The organism is Myceligenerans indicum (assembly GCF_016742955.1).
Lineage (GTDB): Bacteria > Actinomycetota > Actinomycetes > Actinomycetales > Cellulomonadaceae > Myceligenerans > Myceligenerans indicum.
In genome coordinates this window covers 104,430-122,891 of sequence record NZ_JABBYC010000006.1, presented here as the reverse complement: position 1 = coordinate 122,891, position 18,462 = coordinate 104,430, and the positions used below count along the sequence as shown (strand labels likewise).

Sequence of the window (18,462 nt, the reverse complement as noted above, 5' to 3'; positions counted from 1 at the left end):
ACCGGAACCACGAACTGGGTGAGCTCCCGAGGCGGTTGCCATACGCTGAACCCGTGCAGGACGACACCGCCCGGGCGCGCTATCGGTTCGCCCTCGCCCTCATCACACTACTTGTCGCCACCTCGGCCGCCTGCTGGGCGGTGCTGACCCCCGCGTTCCGGGCACCCGACGAGGTGCAGCATCTCAACAGCGCGCTGCGCCTCGCCTACGGCGGCGGCTGGCCGGCGCCGGGAGAGGCGCTCGTCAGCCCCGGCATCAACGCGGCCCGGGCGGAGGCCGCCGTCGACACCGACGTGCCCGGCCGGTATCTCGACCGCATCGACAAGGGCCAGTACGTGGACGTGCCGCCGACGCCCGACGGCGAGCGCACCGTCATCGGACCCGGCAACGCCCTGGCGCACCCGGTGCCACCCGGCACCGACACCAGCACCTGGGACGTCGAGCAGATCGACCAGATGACCCAGCACCCGCCGCTCTACTACGCGGTCGCGGCCGGCTGGCTCCACCTGACAGGAACCGCCGACGCGCGCTGGGACCACCAGGTCCTGGCGCTGCGCCTGCTCGACGTGCTCCTGTTCGCGCCGGTCGGGCTGCTCATGGCCGGAGCCACCCGGCTGGTCACCGGGTCACGAACCGTGGCCCTCCTCGCGGCGTCGTTCCCGGTGTTCCTCCCGCAGCTCGGGCACATCATGGGAAGCATCACGAACGACGCCCTGGTGGTGCTCACCGGGGCCGGCGCCGCGTACCTCTGCGCGCGCGTGGTCACCGGCGACCTGCGCTGGCGCACGGCGGTGATCCTCGGTGGCGTCGTGGGGCTCGGGCTGCTGACGAAGGTGATGGCCGCGTTCACCGTGCCCATGGTGCTGGCGGCCTTCCTCCTCGCCGTGGCCCGCCCGCCCGAGCCGGCGCCGGGAGGCGCCGCACGCACCGGCCTCCCGAGGCGGCTGGCACTGGCGGGGACTGCCCTGGCCGTCGCGTTCGCCGTGGGCGGATGGTGGTGGCTGCGCAACCTGGTGGAGTTCGGCGCCGTGCAGCCCGTGGGGATCCCGGAGCGGTTCGAGCCGGTGGACGGCCGGGGGCTCTGGTACTTCATCAGCACCACTGTGCGTCACCTGACCTGGTCCTTCTTCGGGAGCTTCGGTCTCCTCGACGTCCGCGTGCCCGACGTCGTGTTCTGGACGGGCGCCGTTGTCGTGGCCGCCCTGTGCTTCGTCGCCCTGTCGCGGGGGCCCGGCCGGAGGGCGCTCGCGGTCCTCCTGCTGCAGCCCGCGCTCCTGTGGTGCGCCGTGGTCGTCAACGCCTGGTCCGGGTTCTCCGAGACGGGGTGGGTCGTCGCCGTTCAGGGTCGCTACATGTTCGGCGCGGTCGTCGGCCTGGCAGCCGGCTTCGGTTCCGGCCTCCTGGTGCTCACCACACTGCGCCGCGGCCGTCTTCCGCAGGCCGGCGCATGGGCCGTGCCGTGGGCCCTCATGGGCGGGACGGTCGCGTCCGTGGCGGGGATGGCGTTCGCCTTCGGCGGGTTCTACCGGGGCCCGGGGGAGGGGCTCGGCACGGCGCTCGGACGGTGGGCTGGGTGGAGTCCCCTCACAGGTGCTCAGCTCGCGGTGTGGTTCGTGCTCGCTTCCGCCGTCGCGCTGGGCGCGGTTGCGGCCGGCGTCCGGTATGCGCGGAGCGTGAGCGCTGTGGCGCCGACGGCGGACGCCACGGCCAGGAAGCCCACCGCGGCGGCGGGCACCACGGGCTCGGAGTAGAGGCCCGGACCGGCCGGGGTGGCGAGTTCCAGGACGAGCCACACCACGAGATCGGCCAGGGTGACTCCCGCCCACACCGGCACGAGGACCCGGGGGCGCACCGCCAGACCGGCCGCCACCGCCAGGAAGAGCGGCAGGGCCACGGGCAGGAAGTACCGCGGATAGACCCCGCCGCTGCTCGCCGCGTACAGGACCTGCATGGTCACGGCGACCGCGGCGGCCGTCCAGGGGAGCGCCGCGAGCAGGCGGAGGTCGACGGGGTGGCCGCCCCCCGCCCCCGAAGGCCCGCGCTGCTCGCGGATGCGGTGCACGACGGCGAGGACCAGCGGGACCCAGACCAGCAGCAGGGCCGTGACGACGAGCGTGACCGCCGGGTGGAGCGCGCGCGGCGGCACACGCCCGGCCCACCAGAACAGGTCCGGCAGCCGCGCCCAGGTGACCGGGTCGATCAGCACCGCCCACACCGGCCGTTCCGTCCGGTTCTGGTGCTCCAGCGCCCAGTCGAAGTGCGAGCCCTGGATGTTGCCGGTGAGTGCCACGTTGCGGGCGTAGAACCAGCCGGCGGCGGCCAGAGCCGTCGCCGGACCGCCGATCGCGAGCCACGCCACCGGCGCCCAGCGGCCCCTGCCCTGCGCGGCACGCACGCTCCCGGCGAGCACCCCGAACGCCGCCACCACGACGGCGATCACCGCCGTGGACAACCGCGTCAGCGCACAGCCCGCCGCGAGAAGGCAGAGGCCGACCACGAGCCGCCCGTCGAGCCCGCGCCGGATCGCCGTCGCGCTCACGCCGTACATCGTCGTGACCAGCACCGTCGCCAGGAGGTCGTTGTATCCGGAACCGCCGACGTGGGCGACGGCGGCGGTGAGCCCGGCCACGAGGGCGACGAGCTGCGGCAGCGGGCTTCCCGGACGGCACAGGCGGCGCGCGCTCCACCAGGCGACGAGCACGAACAGCCCGGCCAGGACGGTGTTCACGGCGCGCGCGGCATAGACGGCGGCGACAGGATGCCCGGCGTCGGCGAGCGGCCCGACCAGGGGTGCCACGAGGAGGTAGTAGAGGGGCGGGTGCTGTGCCGTCCACTGCACGGGTGCCAGCCAGGCACCCTCGGGCCGCAGCTTCAGACCTTCCTCGAACACCGGAAGCTCGCCGTGCCACACCTGGTAGGCGTAGTCCATGTGCGGGGGCTCGTCACCCGTGGCGTAGGGCGCGTCGGCCAGGAGCACGGTCAGCGACAGCAGGACGGCCGTGAGGACGGCGGCGGCGACGGCAACCTGCTCACGTCGCCGGACGTCGGACACGGCCCGGACCAGGGTGCGGATCACGCCGTCAGCATAGGAGATCGTGTCTCCTCGGCGGCGGGGCGACGCACGACCTGCCACGTGACACCGGCTGCGGCGGCCGTTCCGATCGCCGCGACGGCCACGAGCACCCAGGGCTCCCACGGATACCAGTACGCCATCGCCGCGACGGCACGTCCCAGGGCCCCCCAGCCGGAGTCGTGCTCCGGCATCCAGTACAGGACCCAGGTGTTGTACTGGAAGGCTGCGTGCAGCGCGAGCGCGAGCCCGAGCACACCTGCCGGCACCCAGCGGCGCCAGGCAGGTCGCAGCAGGATCGTCCCCGCCAGGGCGACGAGCACCACCCCGGCGAATCCCGTGTACAGGTAGCGGCCCTGCTGCGCCGCGGTGAAGTCGCGGAACGCGGCGAACTGCTCCCAGGAGCCGCGTGCCACGATGGCTGCGAGCATCGGTACGGCGGCGAGGAGAACGACTGCGGTCGCCCGCGGGATCGTCCGCCTCACCAGGGCGGCCACGACTCCTGCCGTGACCAGCACCAGGGCGACGCGGGCAGCCCACCAGGAGGCGTCGTGGGCCTCTGCCACCGCATGGTCCTGCATGTAGAACGTCGTCACGAAGCGTTCCAGCATGCGTGCCAGCCAGCGGCCCCCGCCGTCGGACCAGCCGTAGACCGGGGTGAGGTCGGGGACCTCCGTCGTGGATCCGTGCGGCTGGATCGCCCCGTACAGCACGAGGTTGCGCACCCACCAGGCGGCCCCGGGTACCGACGCCACCGCGGCCACGGCCAGCGAACCGGCCGCGGCCGGCCGCCTGCCGGGCGCGCGCCAGGCCGCCACGCCGTACGCGAGCAGGATCCATGCCGGGAACATCAGGGCGAATCCCTTGGTCAGCAGCGCCGCGCTCGTGACGATCCCGATCAGCAGTCCGGTGCGGCGCGACAGGTCGCCCGTCAGGACCCGGACCAGCAGATAGGTGAGTATCGTCCCGAGCAGGACCAGCAGGTTGTCGTTGTTGACCGCCGAGTACAGGTGCTCCATCTCCGGCACGGCGATCGGGGCGAGCGCCGCGGCGACCGGAAGCGGCTCCGGCAGGCTCAACCGCCGGGCGGACGCCCACAGCAGCAGGGGTATGGGTGCCGCGAGCAAGGTGTTCAGCCAGCGCAGCCAGAGCCAGACCCGATCCATGGGTGCCGTCGTCCAGTCCGGTACGGCCCGCAGTACGGCGGCACCGATCAGGTAGTACAGCGGCGGATGCTGCACGAGCTGGTTGGGGATCGGTTCGCCGGTGCCGTCCGTGCGGTCCGGCTCCCAGTAGGTGAGGCCGCCACCGTCGGCGAAGGACGGGCGCTCGCCGCGGGGAGGAGCGGGCTCCTTGCCGTCGCTGTTGATGCCCTCCACGCGGTCCGCGAGGAACTGGCGGCCGGAGTACAGGCGGTCCCCGAAGAGGAAGTGCCCTGCGTTCACGCCGTCGGCGACGAAGATCGTGCCCGGGTCGGGCCACGGCCAGGCCGGCCCGAGCTCGGTCTGGACGATCAGGTCGACGTGCTTCAGCTCGTCGGGGGAGCGCACGTTGGGGAAGACGGCGGTCTGCGCGAGCATCACCGTCACGTGCAGCACGGTGATCAGCCAGACGACAACGGGCACCGCCCTGAGAGGGGTCATCGTTCTCGTGCCGACACGTCGGACTTGCTCGCGGTTCACACCAGAAGATTATCGGCCGGAGTCATGACGACCGGGTGATCTTGGAAATAGGTTCGTCCGGGGTGCGACGTCGTCCCCGACGGCGGGCCAGCAGCAGTCCCGCGCCCGCCAGGACGCCGTCGATCGCGGTCAGCACGACCCGGCTCACCAGGACCGCGAGGGGCGCCGCGGCGCCCGGGAGGGAGCCTGCCAGGACGCCCGCGAGCACGACCTCGCGCACGCCCGCGCCGGCCGGAGCCAGGACGACGAGGAATCCGACCGTCCAGGCGAGCGCCCAGCCGCCGACGGCGAGCGCGAACGTCCTCGCCGACGGCGTCATGCCCAGCCCCGTGGCGAGAACCCAGGTCTGAGCCCCGGCGACGAGCCAGCCGGCCACGGACCAGGCGGTCACCGCAGCCAGGCCGCCCCAGGTCAGGGGGCGGGCCAGCGGTTCGCGCCCGCCGAGCCGCAGGGCGAGGCCGATCAGGCGGTTGAGCACCGGAGGCAGGAGGACGACGGCGATCGCGGGGGTGACCCACACCACCCAGCCCCAGGTGCCGAGGGCGTCCTGGGTGGCGTCGGCGGAGACGAAGGGGAGGGCGACGGCCCCGACGGCGGCGCCCGACACCACCGACACCAGCACTGCCACGCCCATCGACGCGACGGACCGGTGCCGGGGGATGCTGTGGTCCGCGCCGATCTCCGCGGCCGCGACCACGTTCCACACGCCGCCGGGCAGGTACTTGCCGAGTTGGCTGAGACCGAACACGCTCACGGCGTCGCGCAGGGACAGGGGCGAGCCGAGGTCGGACAGCACGGCCCGCCACGCGATCAGTGTGCACCACACGTAGACGAAGCCCAGGCCGGCGACGGCGGCGAGTGTGCCGCCGGACAGCATCCCCGCGGCGTCGGCCAGGTCGTCGCGGGCGTCGACGACGTACCAGAGGGCGAGCCCGACGGCGACGACGAGGAAGCCCCACCGTACGGCGGGCGATCTCAGGACGGCCGCGGCCCTGGCCAGGACACGCCTCATGCGGGCTCACCACCGGCAGGGCGGGCGCCGGTGTCGGTTACGGTGTCCGGGTCGGTCACGGTGTCCCGGCCACGCCTCGTCCGGACGGCCGGCGGCCGTGTCAGAGCGGTCAGGAGCGGCTCGACAACCGACTCCGGACGGACCGAGGCCCTGCCACGTGCCAGCCGCGTCCGGGCCTCGGCGAGGCGGGCCGGATCCGTGAGGGCCGTGAGCGTCGCGGACAGCGCGGCGGGGTCGCCCGGTGGTACCAGCTCGGCGACCTCGCCGACCGCGCGGCGTTGCGGGGGCGTGTCGGAGGTGACGACGACGCACCCGGCCGCCAGCCCCTGGTAGACCTTGTTCGGCACGACGCGCAGCCCCTTCGGGGTGTCGCTGAAGATGCCGAGACAGACGTCGTGGCGGGCGACCAGAGCGGGCAGCTCGGCGGGTTCGACCCAGCCGTGCCAGGTGATGCCGGACGTGCCCGCGAGGATCTCCCGGGCCGAGCCCAGGTCCTGCCCGGTCCCGATCATCGTCACGCGCAGGTCCGTCCCGGAGGCGACGGCGTCCCGGATCGCCTCGGCGATCACCGCGGCTCCTTGCAGCGGCGTGTACAGCCCGAAGAACACCAGCCGCAACGCTCCGCCGGGCGCATCCGCGTCGAGCTGGTCGCGGTCGCCGCCGTCGGCCGAGGGGCCGCCGTCAGCCATGGGTTGGCCGTCGGCCGAGGGGCCGCCGTCAGCCATGGGGCGGTCGGCGGCGTCGAACCAGGTGGCCGGGGCGCCCACCGGGACGGTCACGCCCTTGGCCGGTGCCGGGAGCATGGCACGGTGCTCGTCGGTGTCGGTGATCACCAGGTCCGCGCACGACGTGGCCACCCGGTCCAGGACGTTCAGGAGGCGCACGCGCAGTCCGGCCGCACCCCGGTCCGCGGCGGTGTCACCGGCGAAGATCAGGTGGTCGAGAACGACGACGGAACGCGGGAAGAGCACCCGTGCCAGCACGACGTCGAAATGTCCCATGTAGCCCACGAGCACCGCCTCTGGCCGGCCGTGCCGGCGTCGCAGCCGGAACGCGCCGGCCACCAGGCCGGTCCAGCACGCCAGCAGCCTCAGCGCCAGGAGTGGCAGCCGCCACGGCTGCTGCAGCATCCTCACCCGTTCGGCCGTGGAGAACCCGAGCGGCCGGTTGAGCTCCGCGACCTCCGCCCCGTGTGCGCGCAGGCCCGCGACGAGGACCGCGACACGGGGGTGGCGTTCGGCGTCGTACGTGCCGAACGTCCAGATCACGACAGGCCCGCCGGTTCCTCGGGACGGTCGTCGGCCTGGTCGCGCAGCACCTCGGACCGTCCCGACCGGAGGGTGGGCCGGGCCGCGGCGCCGGAGGGGTGGGGCCGAGCCGAACCGTCGCCTGCCGGGCGGGCGGAGCCCGCCGCCTCCGGGCGGGGTTCACGTCCGTACTGGACCTCTTTGAGGCGCTCCAGCGTCTCCTCCATCAGCGTGCGGTTCGTCTTCAGCAGGTCGGCGATCACCAGCAGCGCGAACGACAGCAGTGCGCCCACCAGCATGGAAGAGCCGAGGATGAGGGACTGGATGTGCTGGCCCGCCTGGCCGAGCATCAGCAGCACCAGATAGCGGCCGAACGGGATCACGCAGCCCAGGCCGAAGATGATGCCCAGGGTCACGAACACCGTGTGCGGCTTGTACATGAGGTACGACCGCGTGATCGCCTGGCCGGACTTGCGGATGTGCTGGCCCATGCTGGAGAACAGGCGCGACTCGCGGGTCTTCGGGTTGGTGCTGACCGGGATGCTCGCGATCCGCAGGCGCTTGTTGCCCGCCTGGATGATCGTCTCCATGCAGTAGCTGAACTGCGTCACCACGTTCAGGCGCATCAGTGAGGCGCGCGAGTAGGCGCGGAACCCGCTCGCGGCGTCGGGCAGGTCGGTCTCGGCGGCGAAGTTGACCACCTCGCTGCCCACCTTCTGCAGCGCCTTCTTCAGCGGCGAGAAGTGCTCGATGGTGGCCGTCTGGCGATCTGCGATGGCGATGTCGGCCTCGCCGCTGACCACCGGCGCGACCAGATCGCCGATGCGCTCCTGCGGGTACTGGTTGTCACCGTCGGTGTTCACCACGATGTCGGCGTCGTGGCGCAGGGCGTAGTCGACGCCGTCGCGGAACGAGCGGGCCAGCCCCATGGTGCGCGCGTGGTGCACGAAGTGCCGCACGCCGAGCCGGCGTGCTACCTCGACCGTTCCGTCGGTGGACCCGTCGTCGATCACGAGGATCTCGACCTCGTCGACCCCCGGGATCTCACGGGGGATCGTGGCGAGCACAAGAGGGAGGGTCTCCGCCTCGTTGAGGCAGGGGATCTGCACGAACAGCTTCATGGGGTGGTACTTCCGCCTCGGGGCTGGGGCTCTCCCATCGTACTGAGCGGAAGGAGCGGCGCGGAGCACCGGCCAGGTGGGGCCCTGTGGAGGTGATGTGTCCGCAGATCGGCGGCGCCGGCCCGGCGTGTTCGTCACGTTGCTCCCGGTCAGCGGCGTACCCTCAGCGAGTGAGATCGGTGAGACAGTGCTCGAGGTCCGCATGCACCAATGCCGCGGTCGCGACACTCACGTACGTGTACGCGGACTCGACGGCGGTCCTGGGGCCGCTCGCGCATCTCGCCGAGCCCCATAGCTACGACCTCTGCTCCGAGCACGCCGACGGTCTCACCGCGCCGCGCGGGTGGGAGGTGGTCCGGCTGGTCCAGGAGTTCCCCGCCGAGCCCGCCCCGACGTCCGACGACCTGTCGGCGCTGGCCGACGCCGTCCGCGAGGCGGGACGCTCACGCAGGGGTGCCGACGCCGCGGCGGCAGAGCCCGTCGCCGAGGAGCCGGGGGTCACGGAAACGGCACGGCGAGGCCATCTGCGAGTGCTGCGCGCGGAGGAGTAGGCTTCACCGCGGCGATGCGGCGGCGACGCCCGCTCGTCGCCACAATTCACCCCTGTGCCTCAGGGCTCATCAAACGTGATCGATTTGAGCCCATTTCCGGGCATACCTCCCAGTAGCGCAGGGAATACTGGGCGGCTATGTACGCCATTGCGCCTTATGTGCCGGACTCGGCCAGCGTCGCTTCGACACGGTCCGCATCGACGTCAGGGCGCCTCCCGGAGATCCACGGACTTCGCGGGCTGGCGCTCGTCCTGGTGGTGGTCTTTCATCTCTTCGGCCATGGTCGCGTGTCGGGTGGCGTCGACGTGTTCCTGGTCGTCTCCGGGTTCCTGGTGACTCGTTCGCTGGTGCGACGCGCGGACGGGGGCCGACTTCGGCTGAGTTCCGTGTACGCACGCAACGCCGGCCGTCTGGCGCCGGCGGCTCTCTTGGTACTGGCTGCCGTCGCGGGCGCGACCTGGCTGATCCTCCCAGAGAGCCAGTGGCTCGACGTGTGGCGCCAAACCGTGGCCTCCGCGCTGTACCTCGAGAACTGGGAGCTGATTGCGAACCACCTCACCTACGGTGCGGCCGGCCCGGATACCAGCCCTCTCCAGCACTTCTGGTCCTTGTCGGTCCAGGGCCAGTTCCTGCTCGTCTGGCCGATGGTGATCTTCCTGATTTCCCGGCTCCTGCGTCGGAGCGGCACTTCCGCACGCCTGGTCATGGTGCCGCTCACCGTGGTCCTGACCGTCGCATCTTTCTGGTATGCGGTCGTGCTGACCGCGGAGGCCCAGCCCGTGGCCTACTTTCACGCGGCGTCCCGCCTGTGGGAGCTGACGACAGGGGCACTGCTGGGTCTCGTTCCGCTTGGCGTACCGAGGCGATTGCGAGCACTCGGGGCATGGCTCGGCCTGGGGCTGGTCGTGGCCTCTGGATTCGCTCTCGACGGAGGAGTGCTGTTTCCCGGGCCGTGGACGCTCTGGCCCGTGATCGGTGCGATCCTGGTGATCCTCGGCGCCGGCACCCAGTCGTCGTGGGGCCCGCGGGTCATGCTCGAGTCGAGGCCGCTGCGCTTCCTCGCCGACATCTCCTACGAGCTGTACCTCTGGCATTGGCCGGTGCTGATCTTCCTGATGGCGATCCTCGACATCACCGAGGTCGGCTGGCGCGAGGCGGCGATCGTTCTCGGATGTTCCGTGCTGCTGGCGTGGAGCACGCGGGCGGCCGTGTCGGTTCCGGTGAGCCGGGTCATCGCGCCGGGGCTTCCCGCAGGTCGTTCGATGCTCGCGCTCGGTGCTGCGACGATGGCGACGTTGCTGGTCGCCGTTCCGGTGGTCGGGGCTCACGCCTCGGTCACCAGGGACCGGGAGCAAGCAAGCCAGGTCTTCGGCCAGACCGATGACCTCCACCTCGGAGCCGCGGCGTTCGGTGTCGTGGAGCGGGTGCCGGACGCACCTGTTCGGCCCCGGCTCGATGTCTCGCGCGAGGACATGGGGGAGTTCTTCACGGACGACCGTTGTGTCAATCGGATCCAGGACGGAAAGGGCGCCGACGAACTCCGCTGGTGCGAGCTGAACTCCCCCGCACAACCCCGCTTCACCGTCATGCTGGCGGGCGCATCACACACATATCAATGGGCCGACACCTTCCTGGCCATTGCGAGAGAAAACAACTGGCGCCTGGTCGTCGCGGGCAAGGGAAGGTGCAGGGTGAGATTCGACGAGGCGAAGGACACACCGTGCTACCGCTGGGGCAGGTCGGTCATCGACCTGGCGACCGAGCTCCGACCTGACGCGGTGGTGGTCGCAGGGACACACACCCACTACGAGGGAGAGCTGGAGACGGTCCCGGCCGACCAGGTGGCCGCATGGAGCGAGATCGCCACCGCAGGGATCCGAGTCATCGGGCTGCGTGACAATCCGCGGCCGGGCGGTTCGGCGTCCGCCACGGAATGCCTTGCCGTGAACGGTCCGGAGAGTGGGGCCTGCGACCTGAGGTACTCCCAGTTCTATCAGGAGCAGCCAGTCGGGTGGGAGTCCACAGGGGCTCCTGCCTCGATGGTTCATGTCGATCTGACGCCCTGGATGTGTCGCGTCGAGACGGACCGTTGCCCCGTCGTGATCGGAAACGTCTTGGTGTACCGCGACGGCAGTCACCTGACGAGCACCTTCATGGTGTCGCTGACGCCGATGCTGGAGGAAGCGCTTCAGGAGCAGGCCAGCTGGTTGTTCGAGGCACCATGACCGAGGCGCGCGGCGCGGATGCTCTTCATCGCGCCGCGTAGGGGGCGGGGCGCCGGCGACCCCGCCGATGGCGAGCGCCTGCCCTTCGACCGACGAAGGGCAGGCGCTCTGCTCGTGGCCTGTCGCTCAGCCCAGGAGCTTCTTGCGAAGCGGTCGCAGCCTACGACGCAGCCCTTCAGGCACGATCGACGTGCGGGAAGTTCCTGAGGCGCTGGCGGCCTCGAGCTCCTTGCGCACCTTGCTCAGCTCACGCCTGAGCTGGCCGTTGTCCTGCTCGACCTTGTCGAACCGCATGGAAGAGTCGTACGCCCGTGCTGCGGTGCGGCGCTCCGGCGCCGTCAGCGGACGGAACGACGGCGTGGCCGCCTCGCCCGTGAGGGCCTCGTAGATGCCGGCGAGGTTCTCCATCGACGTGTCGAAGAGCTCCTGGCGGACGCCGGCGAGCTCCTTGCGCAGCTCCGGCTGGCGCTCGTGGACCTCGTTGATCGTCGTGTAGAGGGTGTCCTGGAAGTCGTCTGCGCGGGGGTCGATCGCCCACTCCTCGTGACCGATGTCGGTCGCGAAGTAGCGGGTCTTGTGATGCACGTGCAGGGACAGCGGGATGGTGCCCATTCCGAAGGGCACCATCTGCGCGTGGCCACGTGTACCGAGGATGATCGGCAGGTCGGCGAAGTAGTTGACGCCCTGGTACAGGACATCGCGATTGCCCCAGAGGACGCTCTCGTCGCTGACGATGCCGGTTTCCTTGAGCCGATCGTGGAATCCCATGTCGGCACGTGCGTGGGGCACGCTCTCGATCTGCCAGCCCTCGTGGGACAGCTTCTGCAGGACATCGATCTGGTCCGTGTAGATCTTCTCGGCATCGAACCCGACCCGCGTCTGGCGCTTGCCGACGATCGACTCGGCGGAGATGCGCCGCTCGTGCGGGATCTCGGCCTGGAACAGGTCCGGGTAGAGGAAGGACGACAGCGTCGTCGGGCAGGGCTGGTAGACGACTCGGTCCCGGTTCGGCTCGTCGATGTACTCCTTGATGGACTCCACCGAACCGTGGTTGCGCAAGCCGAAGAAGACCGACTTCTCAAGCGTCAGATTGACGTGCTCACGGAACGGGTCCGAGAAGTCCGCCTGGCCGATGAAGCGGTTGTTGCCCACCGCGAAGACGATGAGCGGCTTCTCGATCCGGCGCAGGAGGTCGAGCGAGATGTTCCACTGCCAGCCGGAGCGCTGGTTCGGGTTGGTGTCGCTGAGGAAGAGGCCACCACCGCCGACCACGACGGCATCGACGTTCTGGTTGATGAAGTCGACCAGGCGGGGTGTCACGGGGTCACGCAGCTGTCGGCTCTGGACGATCTCGAAGGCGTCTCCGCCCGCGAAGCCCTCGAAGAGCTCGCGTACGGTCTCGAAGAGCAGGGTGTCCCCGTAGTTGCCATAGGTCTTGATATCGAAGTGGAACAGTCGGAGTCGCTTCATCGAGTCACGTCCCGGTTCTCGGAATGCACGGGCACCATCCTTGATCGCTGTGGTCAGAACTGCTGGGTCCACCGTCCGGGGACAGCGGAGCGTTTGTGAACGGATCGGTCACTTCCCGCCGCGAGGATCAGGTGACTTCGCCTTGCTCACCGTGAGGTCGGCACGCCGCTCGAGAGGTCACTCGTCACCACCTCGTGCAGGACTCTGTTCGACGGCGGGAGCGCGCTCGATCTCCCCGAGCCACCGGGTCCACGGCGTGAAATGGCCTGGGGAAGGATAGCACCGGGCTGTGCGCGCCAATGTGCGTGGGCCCAGCCCTTGGGCGCCCGCCGCACCCTCAACTCAGGTTTGCGAGAAACGCTTCCGCGCCGTCGGCTTTGTCAAAGAGCGCAAGCTGCCCGAGCAACTCTGCGCGTTCCCAATCGTTCGTTGCGGCATAGCGCACGGCCTGGGTCAAGGGTGCGTCGAATCGACCTGCCTGTACGGCCTCGAGGAGTGCCACCGTACCTGCCGCGGCGTCATCCGACGCGTCGGTCGGCCGCCGGCCCTCGGCAAGGAACTGACGCTGGTCGGCGGGGACCTCGGCCAAGAGCCTCTCGTACCACTGGAGCAACTGCGTGCCGGTCGCGGTGTCATCGGGAGTCTGCGTGACATACCGGCACATGTGAGCGACGTCGCCGACGGCGTACTCGTGCCACCGCTCCTCGACGAGGTGATAGCCCTGCTCGCCGCCCTGCCATGGCTTGAAGCGTCCGGTGAAGTGCAGGACGCTGACGTCCTCGGGCAACGACTCTCCCGGCCGGGTCGCCCGCTTCACCCAGTTGAGCTCGCGGCCGAGCCGTTCGTACTCACCATCGAGCACCGCGGTCAGCACCCCTTGGTCGTGCCGCTCCAGCTCGTAGTCACCGGACAGCCCGACGGCGTCGATGCGGGCGACGAACTCGTCGGTCATGCAGGTGCTGTCGAACACCATGAGCCCGCTGTTCAGCTTGCGGCCACCGTCCGAGTCGAAGAACTGCGGTACCGCCGCGAACGCCGAGTCGCGGTCGAAGAGGTGGCCGATGTCCTTGAGCACCACCATGTCCGTGTCCAGCGTGACCACCTTGTCATAGCGCAGGCGACGGAATACGTCCAGGATGAGGTACGCCTTGACGTAGAGATAGTTGGTCGTGTCGCCCTTGACGTATGACAGGTAGGGAGTCGGGTCCACGCGCACGAACCGTATGGCGGGATACAGCTGGCGCGCACGGAGCACGTTTCGCGGTTCCAGACCGTCGTGCAACACGACGATATCCGTGTCCTTCACGGTGCTCGTGAGGAGGAGGCTCTTCAGGAGGGTCACGAAGCCCTCGAAATAGTTGTCGTCCACGAATGCGGCATAGGCCTTGTGGTGAACGGCCGGGCCGTCACCCGGCACGCGGCCCGCCAGCGTGCGCGCGGCCGACCGGACGGCGGGATCACGCGGAGCATCGAACGCGCGCTTCAGCACGGGGAGGACATCGGAGATGTCGACCTCGCCGAGCAGCGCCCGGGTCACGGCGAGGTGCAGCGTGGGCTTCAGAGCGGGCTCCGTGTCCCTTGCCTGCTTCATGAGGCGAGCTGATCGCAGGCGTGAGCGGTTCGCGAGATCGGCGACGGCGGTGGGGTTCTCGTGAATGTCGACGACCAGCGATGCGGCTCGAGCCGCAAGATCCGGGTGGTCCTTGAGCAGGTCCTTGCCGACCGCCAGGATCGTGTCGACCGCCCTGGTCGCCATCTCGTGCCACGCGACGTGTCCCGTGTCGACTGCGGCACGGCCGGAGAGGCCCGCCAACTCCCCGGACACGGTGGTCTGGAGCCGGAGAATCCTGCGAGTGAGACGAATGTTCGGCCACGACGCGCTCGGGGCGATCCGAACGGCAAGTTGGCCGGTGTCCCGGAGGAAATCGGCGAACTCCTGGTTCGCCGCGAGGTGTGGTCCGACGTCGGCCGGCACGGAACGCTTTCGAGTCAGGAATGCCATGGGTGTTTGCGCGTCCCGCGCGTCTCCTGTGTCCGTTGGGAACCGGGCAGCCACTCAAGAAAATCCGGCCGACATGCCCGTGGGCCGCGTCAGAGTATCAGGGGGTGTGGCTGCAAAAGGGTGCCCGGAGCGGTTCCGCGAGTTCGATGGCGGCCCTCAGAGCTGGCGGGCGTCCGACGCCAGCAGTACCGGGATACCCTCGCGCACCGGGTAGGCGAGCGGCCGCTCACGGCTGGTCGAATGCAGCTCCGGTTCACCGTCGGGGCCCGTACCGTCCGTCAGCGTCGCACCGGTCACGGGGCAGCGCAGGATCTCGCGCACCCATGGCATCAGCGCCTCACTCCTGTCAGTGCTCACGATGTCTCTTCTCCCTCGGACGAAGCAGCCGGACCCCGCACGAGCAACAGGACGTCGTCGCGCACCTTCTCCATCATGTCGTGGTCCGCGGCCTCGACGTTGAGCCGAAGCAGCGGCTCCGTGTTGGACGCGCGCAGATTGAACCACCATTGCGGATGTCCGTCCCAGTGCGACACCGTGAGGCCATCGAGCTCGTCGACCTCGACCTGCCCGGCACCCTCCTGCGTCACGTACGCCTCGTACACGCGGGCACGGGCGGCCGGCACATCGGCCACACGCGAGTTGATCTCACCCGAGGCGACGTACGGTTCGTACATCTCGCCCAGCGCACTCAGCGGGTTCGACTGCTCCCCGAGCGCGGCGAGCACGTGCATGGCGGCGAGCATTCCGGTGTCCGCGAAGAAGAAGTCCCGGAAGTAGTAGTGCGCGCTGTGCTCGCCGCCGAACACGGCATCGTGCCTCGCCATGTGCGCCTTGATGAACGAGTGGCCCACACGGGTCCGGACCGTGGTGGCACCCGCCGCGGAGAGGAGGTCCGGGACGGCACGGGAGGTGATGAGGTTGTGGATCACCGTCGCTTCGCGGCCCGCGGCCTTCTCCTTCTCGACCTCGCGCAGCCCGACCAGCGTGGTGATGGCCGAGGGCGAAACCGCGACGCCCTTCTCGTCGACGACGAAACAGCGATCGGCGTCGCCGTCGAAGGCGAGGCCGATGTCCGCGCCGTGCGCGATGACGGCGGCCTGCAGGTCCAGCAGGTTCTCCGGCTCCAGGGGGTTCGCCTCGTGGTTGGGGAAGGTGCCGTCCAGGTCGAAGTACATCGGCACGATCTGCAGCGGTAGCTCCGGGAGCCCCGCCGCTGTGCCGAGGACCGCCGGGACGGTGTGCCCGCCCATACCGTTCCCCGCGTCGACCACGACCTTGAGCGGCCGGATGGCCGAGAGGTCCACGAGATCCCGCAGGAATGTCGCGTACTCGGCGAGCGTCTCCTTGTCGTGCACCTCTCCGGTGCCGGCGGATGACGGTGGCTGGGCCGCGCCGTCCAGGATTGCCTGGGCGGTGGCGCGGACCTGCGTGAGGCCTGAGTCCTCGCCGACCGGCCGCGCGCCGGCGCGGCACAGCTTGATGCCGTTGTACTCGGCAGGATTGTGGCTCGCGGTGAACATCGCCCCTGGCAGATCCAGGGCGCCCGACGCGTGGTACAGCCCGTCTGTGGAGCAGAGGCCGATCCGTGTCACGTCCACGCCCAGGGCTACGACCCCGGCGGTGAACGCCTCGACGAGTTCAGGGCCGGAGTCCCGCATGTCGTGCCCGACGACGATCCCGGGCCGGCTCCCGGTGCTGTCGCCGACGGCAGGAAGTACCACCTCGCGGGCGAAAGCGGTGCCGATGGCGCGGGCCACGTCGGGGGAGAAGGGCTCGGGCACCGTGCCCCGGACGTCATACGCCTTGATGAGGGCGTGCAGGTCAATCCTCACGCGGACATCCTACGGATGCTGACCGCCCGGCGACAGACGTCGAGGCTCGTGCCGGTATCGGGCACCCTTCCTCGATCTCGTACATCACACCTGGCCGACCGTTCTATGATCACCCGGTGCAGAAACTTGACCCCTCCAGCCGTCGTGCGAATTCGCGTCGCGCGGCCGAGGTGGCGAGCGCCCTCAGGTCCGTCACCGGCACATTTCCACGGCTCGACCGGCGAACGGCTCGTGACCTCAAGGCCGGCCGGACGGCCTGGACGGACGTCGCCCCGCTGCACGACGCCATGGTGCACGGCGTCGAGGCTGCCCTCGGCGACTGGGACAAGGACGGTGCCGCGACGCTCGTCGCGCTGCTCGTCGCCGACGCGGCGTCTCCCGAGAGCAACCGTCTCGCCGGGCTGGCGGCCGGCCTGGCCGGAGACGACGCACTGGCCACGGACTACTTCTACGCGGCGTCCAAGGGCACGGGATCGGTCGAGCGCCGGAAGCGGAACGTGGAGCGGCAGGTGTCCGAGCTCGCCAGGATCCGCCGAATCCGTGAACTGGTCCGCACCCGTGAAGACCAGCCAGGCTTCGAGACGCTCCGACGCGCCGTGCTGACCGCGTCGTTCGGTCGCCCGGAGGACGCGGCGCTCGCGTGCGCCCGGTATCTGGTCGCCGCGCTGCTGTCGGGCGACGTCCGGCCCTTCGGAGAGCTTCTCACCGAGTCCGTCCCACGCGGCTTCGACGCCATCCGGGCGAAGGAGCCCGAGGCGCTGGAGCTCGCCGTCGACAATGCCGCCTGGGTCGCGACCGCCGGCAACCACCCCGGAGCTCTCGACCTGTTGCGAGCCTCCTTCGCCCGGACGGGGACCATCAGCGAGCAGTTCTGCCTGGCTGCCGCGAACAGCCTCTCGGCGATCAGCAGCTACGACGCCGCGCGACACATGTACCTGCTCGCGGACAGCGGGTCCGGGACCGCCGCCGCGGCAAAGGTCGCCTGGATCGTGCACGACGACGACGCCGCCTATCACCTCGGACGCAAGGCGCTCCGGCAGGGCTCGTCACGAGTCTCCGTCCGCGCCGTCCTGGAGCGCTCGCAGGACCCCGTCACCCCGAGCGAGGCGGACGCCCCCCACGGCGGGTTGGGGCATGTCGCGTTCTACGTCGGGCCCGGCGAGAACTTCGGGGACATCGTCCTGCCGGACGCCGTCCGTGACGCCGTCGACGAGGCGGGTTCCTCGAGCGACTCCTCGAGGTGGGTGTCGTTCCACGCACACCAGGTGTTCGACGAGGAGTTCACCCGGATCGCCAACGAGCAGCGTGGGCTCGTCGTCGGTGGCGGGGGACTGTTCCTGCCCGACACGTCTCCCAACGGCAACAGCGGCTGGCAGTGGAACGTGCCCCGGGAATCGCTCGAAGCCCTGCGGGTCCCGGTCTACGCCTTCGCGGTCGGCTTCAATCTCTTCCAGGGGCAGCGGTTCACCGGCGACCTGTTCCCGCGCAGCCTCGAGGCGTTCACGCGCAAGTGCGAGTTCCTCGGCCTGCGCAACACCGGGTCGATGTCGCGGGTGACCGAGATGCTTCCCGCGGACCTGCACGACAAGGTGCGGTTCGTGCCGTGCCCCACGACGGTGCTGCGGCACCTCCGCCCGGGCATCGCTCCGGGGCGGTCCGGAACCGGCAGGATCCTGCTCAACGCGGCGTTCGACCGCAGCGAACGCCGGTTCAGCGCCGGCTACGCCGACTTCCTGGAACAGATCGTCGGGTTCACCGAGAAGGTACGCGGCGCGGGCGTGGGCGCGGACGTCCAGGTGGTGGCGCATACGCGCGGCGACCGCAAGCTCGCGAGGGATCTCGCCGACGCCCATGGCCTCGAGCTTCCGCTCATCGATCTGCAGGACATGGATCAGGCGGACGCGCTCGCCGTCTACGCGGAGTCCTCGCTCGTCATCGGCATGCGTGGCCACGCCGGCATGATCCCGTTCGGGCTCGGCACGCCGATCCTGAGCATCGTGTCGCACCCGAAGATGCGGTATTTCCTCGAAGACATCGACCGGCTGGAATGGGGATGCGATGTCGGCGAGGAGAAATTGGGTGAACTTCTCGCAGAGCGTGCCATCGACGTCCTGAGCCACGAAGACCGATATCGTGCAGACGTCGTGGAGCGTCAGCAGGTCCTCCTGCCGCACGTCCGCTCGGCGGCGGCAGAGATCGCGAACGCGGGATGACGCGCCGCGGCGTGCACAGAGTCCCTGACGCGCCCGG

At 70.1% G+C, this 18,462-nt stretch carries 12 protein-coding genes; 4 read left to right on the top strand and 8 right to left on the bottom strand.

Features of this window, described 5'->3' with window-relative positions; all coding sequences use genetic code 11:
• Positions 1-53: 53 nt before the first annotated feature.
• A complete protein-coding gene (locus HGK34_RS06240; protein WP_201845717.1) occupies positions 54-1,751 on the top strand; it encodes a DUF2142 domain-containing protein in 1,698 nt (565 codons plus the stop codon).
• Between the two features lie 1,321 nt (positions 1,752-3,072).
• On the opposite strand, the gene HGK34_RS06235 is transcribed toward HGK34_RS06240, so the two are convergent.
• The 4 genes from HGK34_RS06235 to HGK34_RS06220 all read right to left on the bottom strand — a co-directional run bounded on the left by HGK34_RS06235 (position 3,073) and on the right by HGK34_RS06220 (position 8,132).
• On the bottom strand, positions 3,073-4,713 hold the full coding sequence (locus HGK34_RS06235; RefSeq protein ID WP_201845716.1) for a hypothetical protein: 1,641 nt from the start codon (positions 4,711-4,713) through the stop codon (positions 3,073-3,075).
• Between the two features lie 61 nt (positions 4,714-4,774).
• A complete protein-coding gene (locus tag HGK34_RS06230; RefSeq protein WP_201845715.1) occupies positions 4,775-5,764 on the bottom strand; it encodes a lysylphosphatidylglycerol synthase domain-containing protein in 990 nt (329 codons plus the stop codon).
• Positions 5,761-7,032 carry a glycosyltransferase gene (locus tag HGK34_RS23475; RefSeq protein ID WP_201845714.1) on the bottom strand — a complete coding sequence of 424 codons (1,272 nt, stop codon included), beginning with the start codon at positions 7,030-7,032 and terminating at the stop codon, positions 5,761-5,763. The genes HGK34_RS06230 and HGK34_RS23475 overlap by 4 nt, the downstream gene beginning before the upstream one ends.
• Positions 7,029-8,132, bottom strand: coding sequence for a glycosyltransferase family 2 protein (locus tag HGK34_RS06220; RefSeq protein ID WP_201845713.1), 1,104 nt, complete (start codon positions 8,130-8,132; stop codon positions 7,029-7,031). The genes HGK34_RS23475 and HGK34_RS06220 overlap by 4 nt, the downstream gene beginning before the upstream one ends.
• 170 nt (positions 8,133-8,302) lie before the next feature.
• On the opposite strand from HGK34_RS06220, the gene HGK34_RS06215 reads away from it, so the two are divergent.
• Together HGK34_RS06215 and HGK34_RS06210 are read left to right on the top strand one after the other, a co-directional pair.
• Entirely contained in the window at positions 8,303-8,683 is a 381-nt protein-coding gene (locus tag HGK34_RS06215) for a DUF3499 domain-containing protein (protein WP_307815819.1), read from the top strand.
• Positions 8,684-8,820: 137 nt separating this feature from the next.
• Positions 8,821-10,908 carry an acyltransferase family protein gene (locus HGK34_RS06210; RefSeq protein ID WP_201845711.1) on the top strand — a complete coding sequence of 696 codons (2,088 nt, stop codon included), beginning with the start codon at positions 8,821-8,823 and terminating at the stop codon, positions 10,906-10,908.
• Between the two features lie 126 nt (positions 10,909-11,034).
• On the opposite strand, the gene HGK34_RS06205 is transcribed toward HGK34_RS06210, so the two are convergent.
• From HGK34_RS06205 to HGK34_RS06190, 4 genes are all read right to left on the bottom strand, one after another.
• Positions 11,035-12,378, bottom strand: a complete 1,344-nt coding sequence (locus HGK34_RS06205) for a polysaccharide pyruvyl transferase family protein (RefSeq protein WP_201845710.1) — start codon at positions 12,376-12,378, stop codon at positions 11,035-11,037.
• 337 nt (positions 12,379-12,715) lie between these two features.
• Positions 12,716-14,434, bottom strand: coding sequence for a glycosyltransferase (locus tag HGK34_RS06200; RefSeq protein WP_201845709.1), 1,719 nt, complete (start codon positions 14,432-14,434; stop codon positions 12,716-12,718).
• 102 nt (positions 14,435-14,536) lie between these two features.
• On the bottom strand, positions 14,537-14,710 hold the full coding sequence (locus tag HGK34_RS06195; RefSeq protein WP_372433080.1) for a Trm112 family protein: 174 nt from the start codon (positions 14,708-14,710) through the stop codon (positions 14,537-14,539).
• Positions 14,711-14,733: 23 nt separating this feature from the next.
• Positions 14,734-16,212 carry a phosphomannomutase/phosphoglucomutase gene (locus HGK34_RS06190; protein WP_201845708.1) on the bottom strand — a complete coding sequence of 493 codons (1,479 nt, stop codon included), beginning with the start codon at positions 16,210-16,212 and terminating at the stop codon, positions 14,734-14,736.
• 116 nt (positions 16,213-16,328) lie between these two features.
• Between HGK34_RS06190 and HGK34_RS23470 the strand changes: the two genes are divergently transcribed.
• A complete protein-coding gene (locus HGK34_RS23470; protein WP_201845707.1) occupies positions 16,329-18,425 on the top strand; it encodes a polysaccharide pyruvyl transferase family protein in 2,097 nt (698 codons plus the stop codon).
• Positions 18,426-18,462 lie beyond the last annotated feature (37 nt).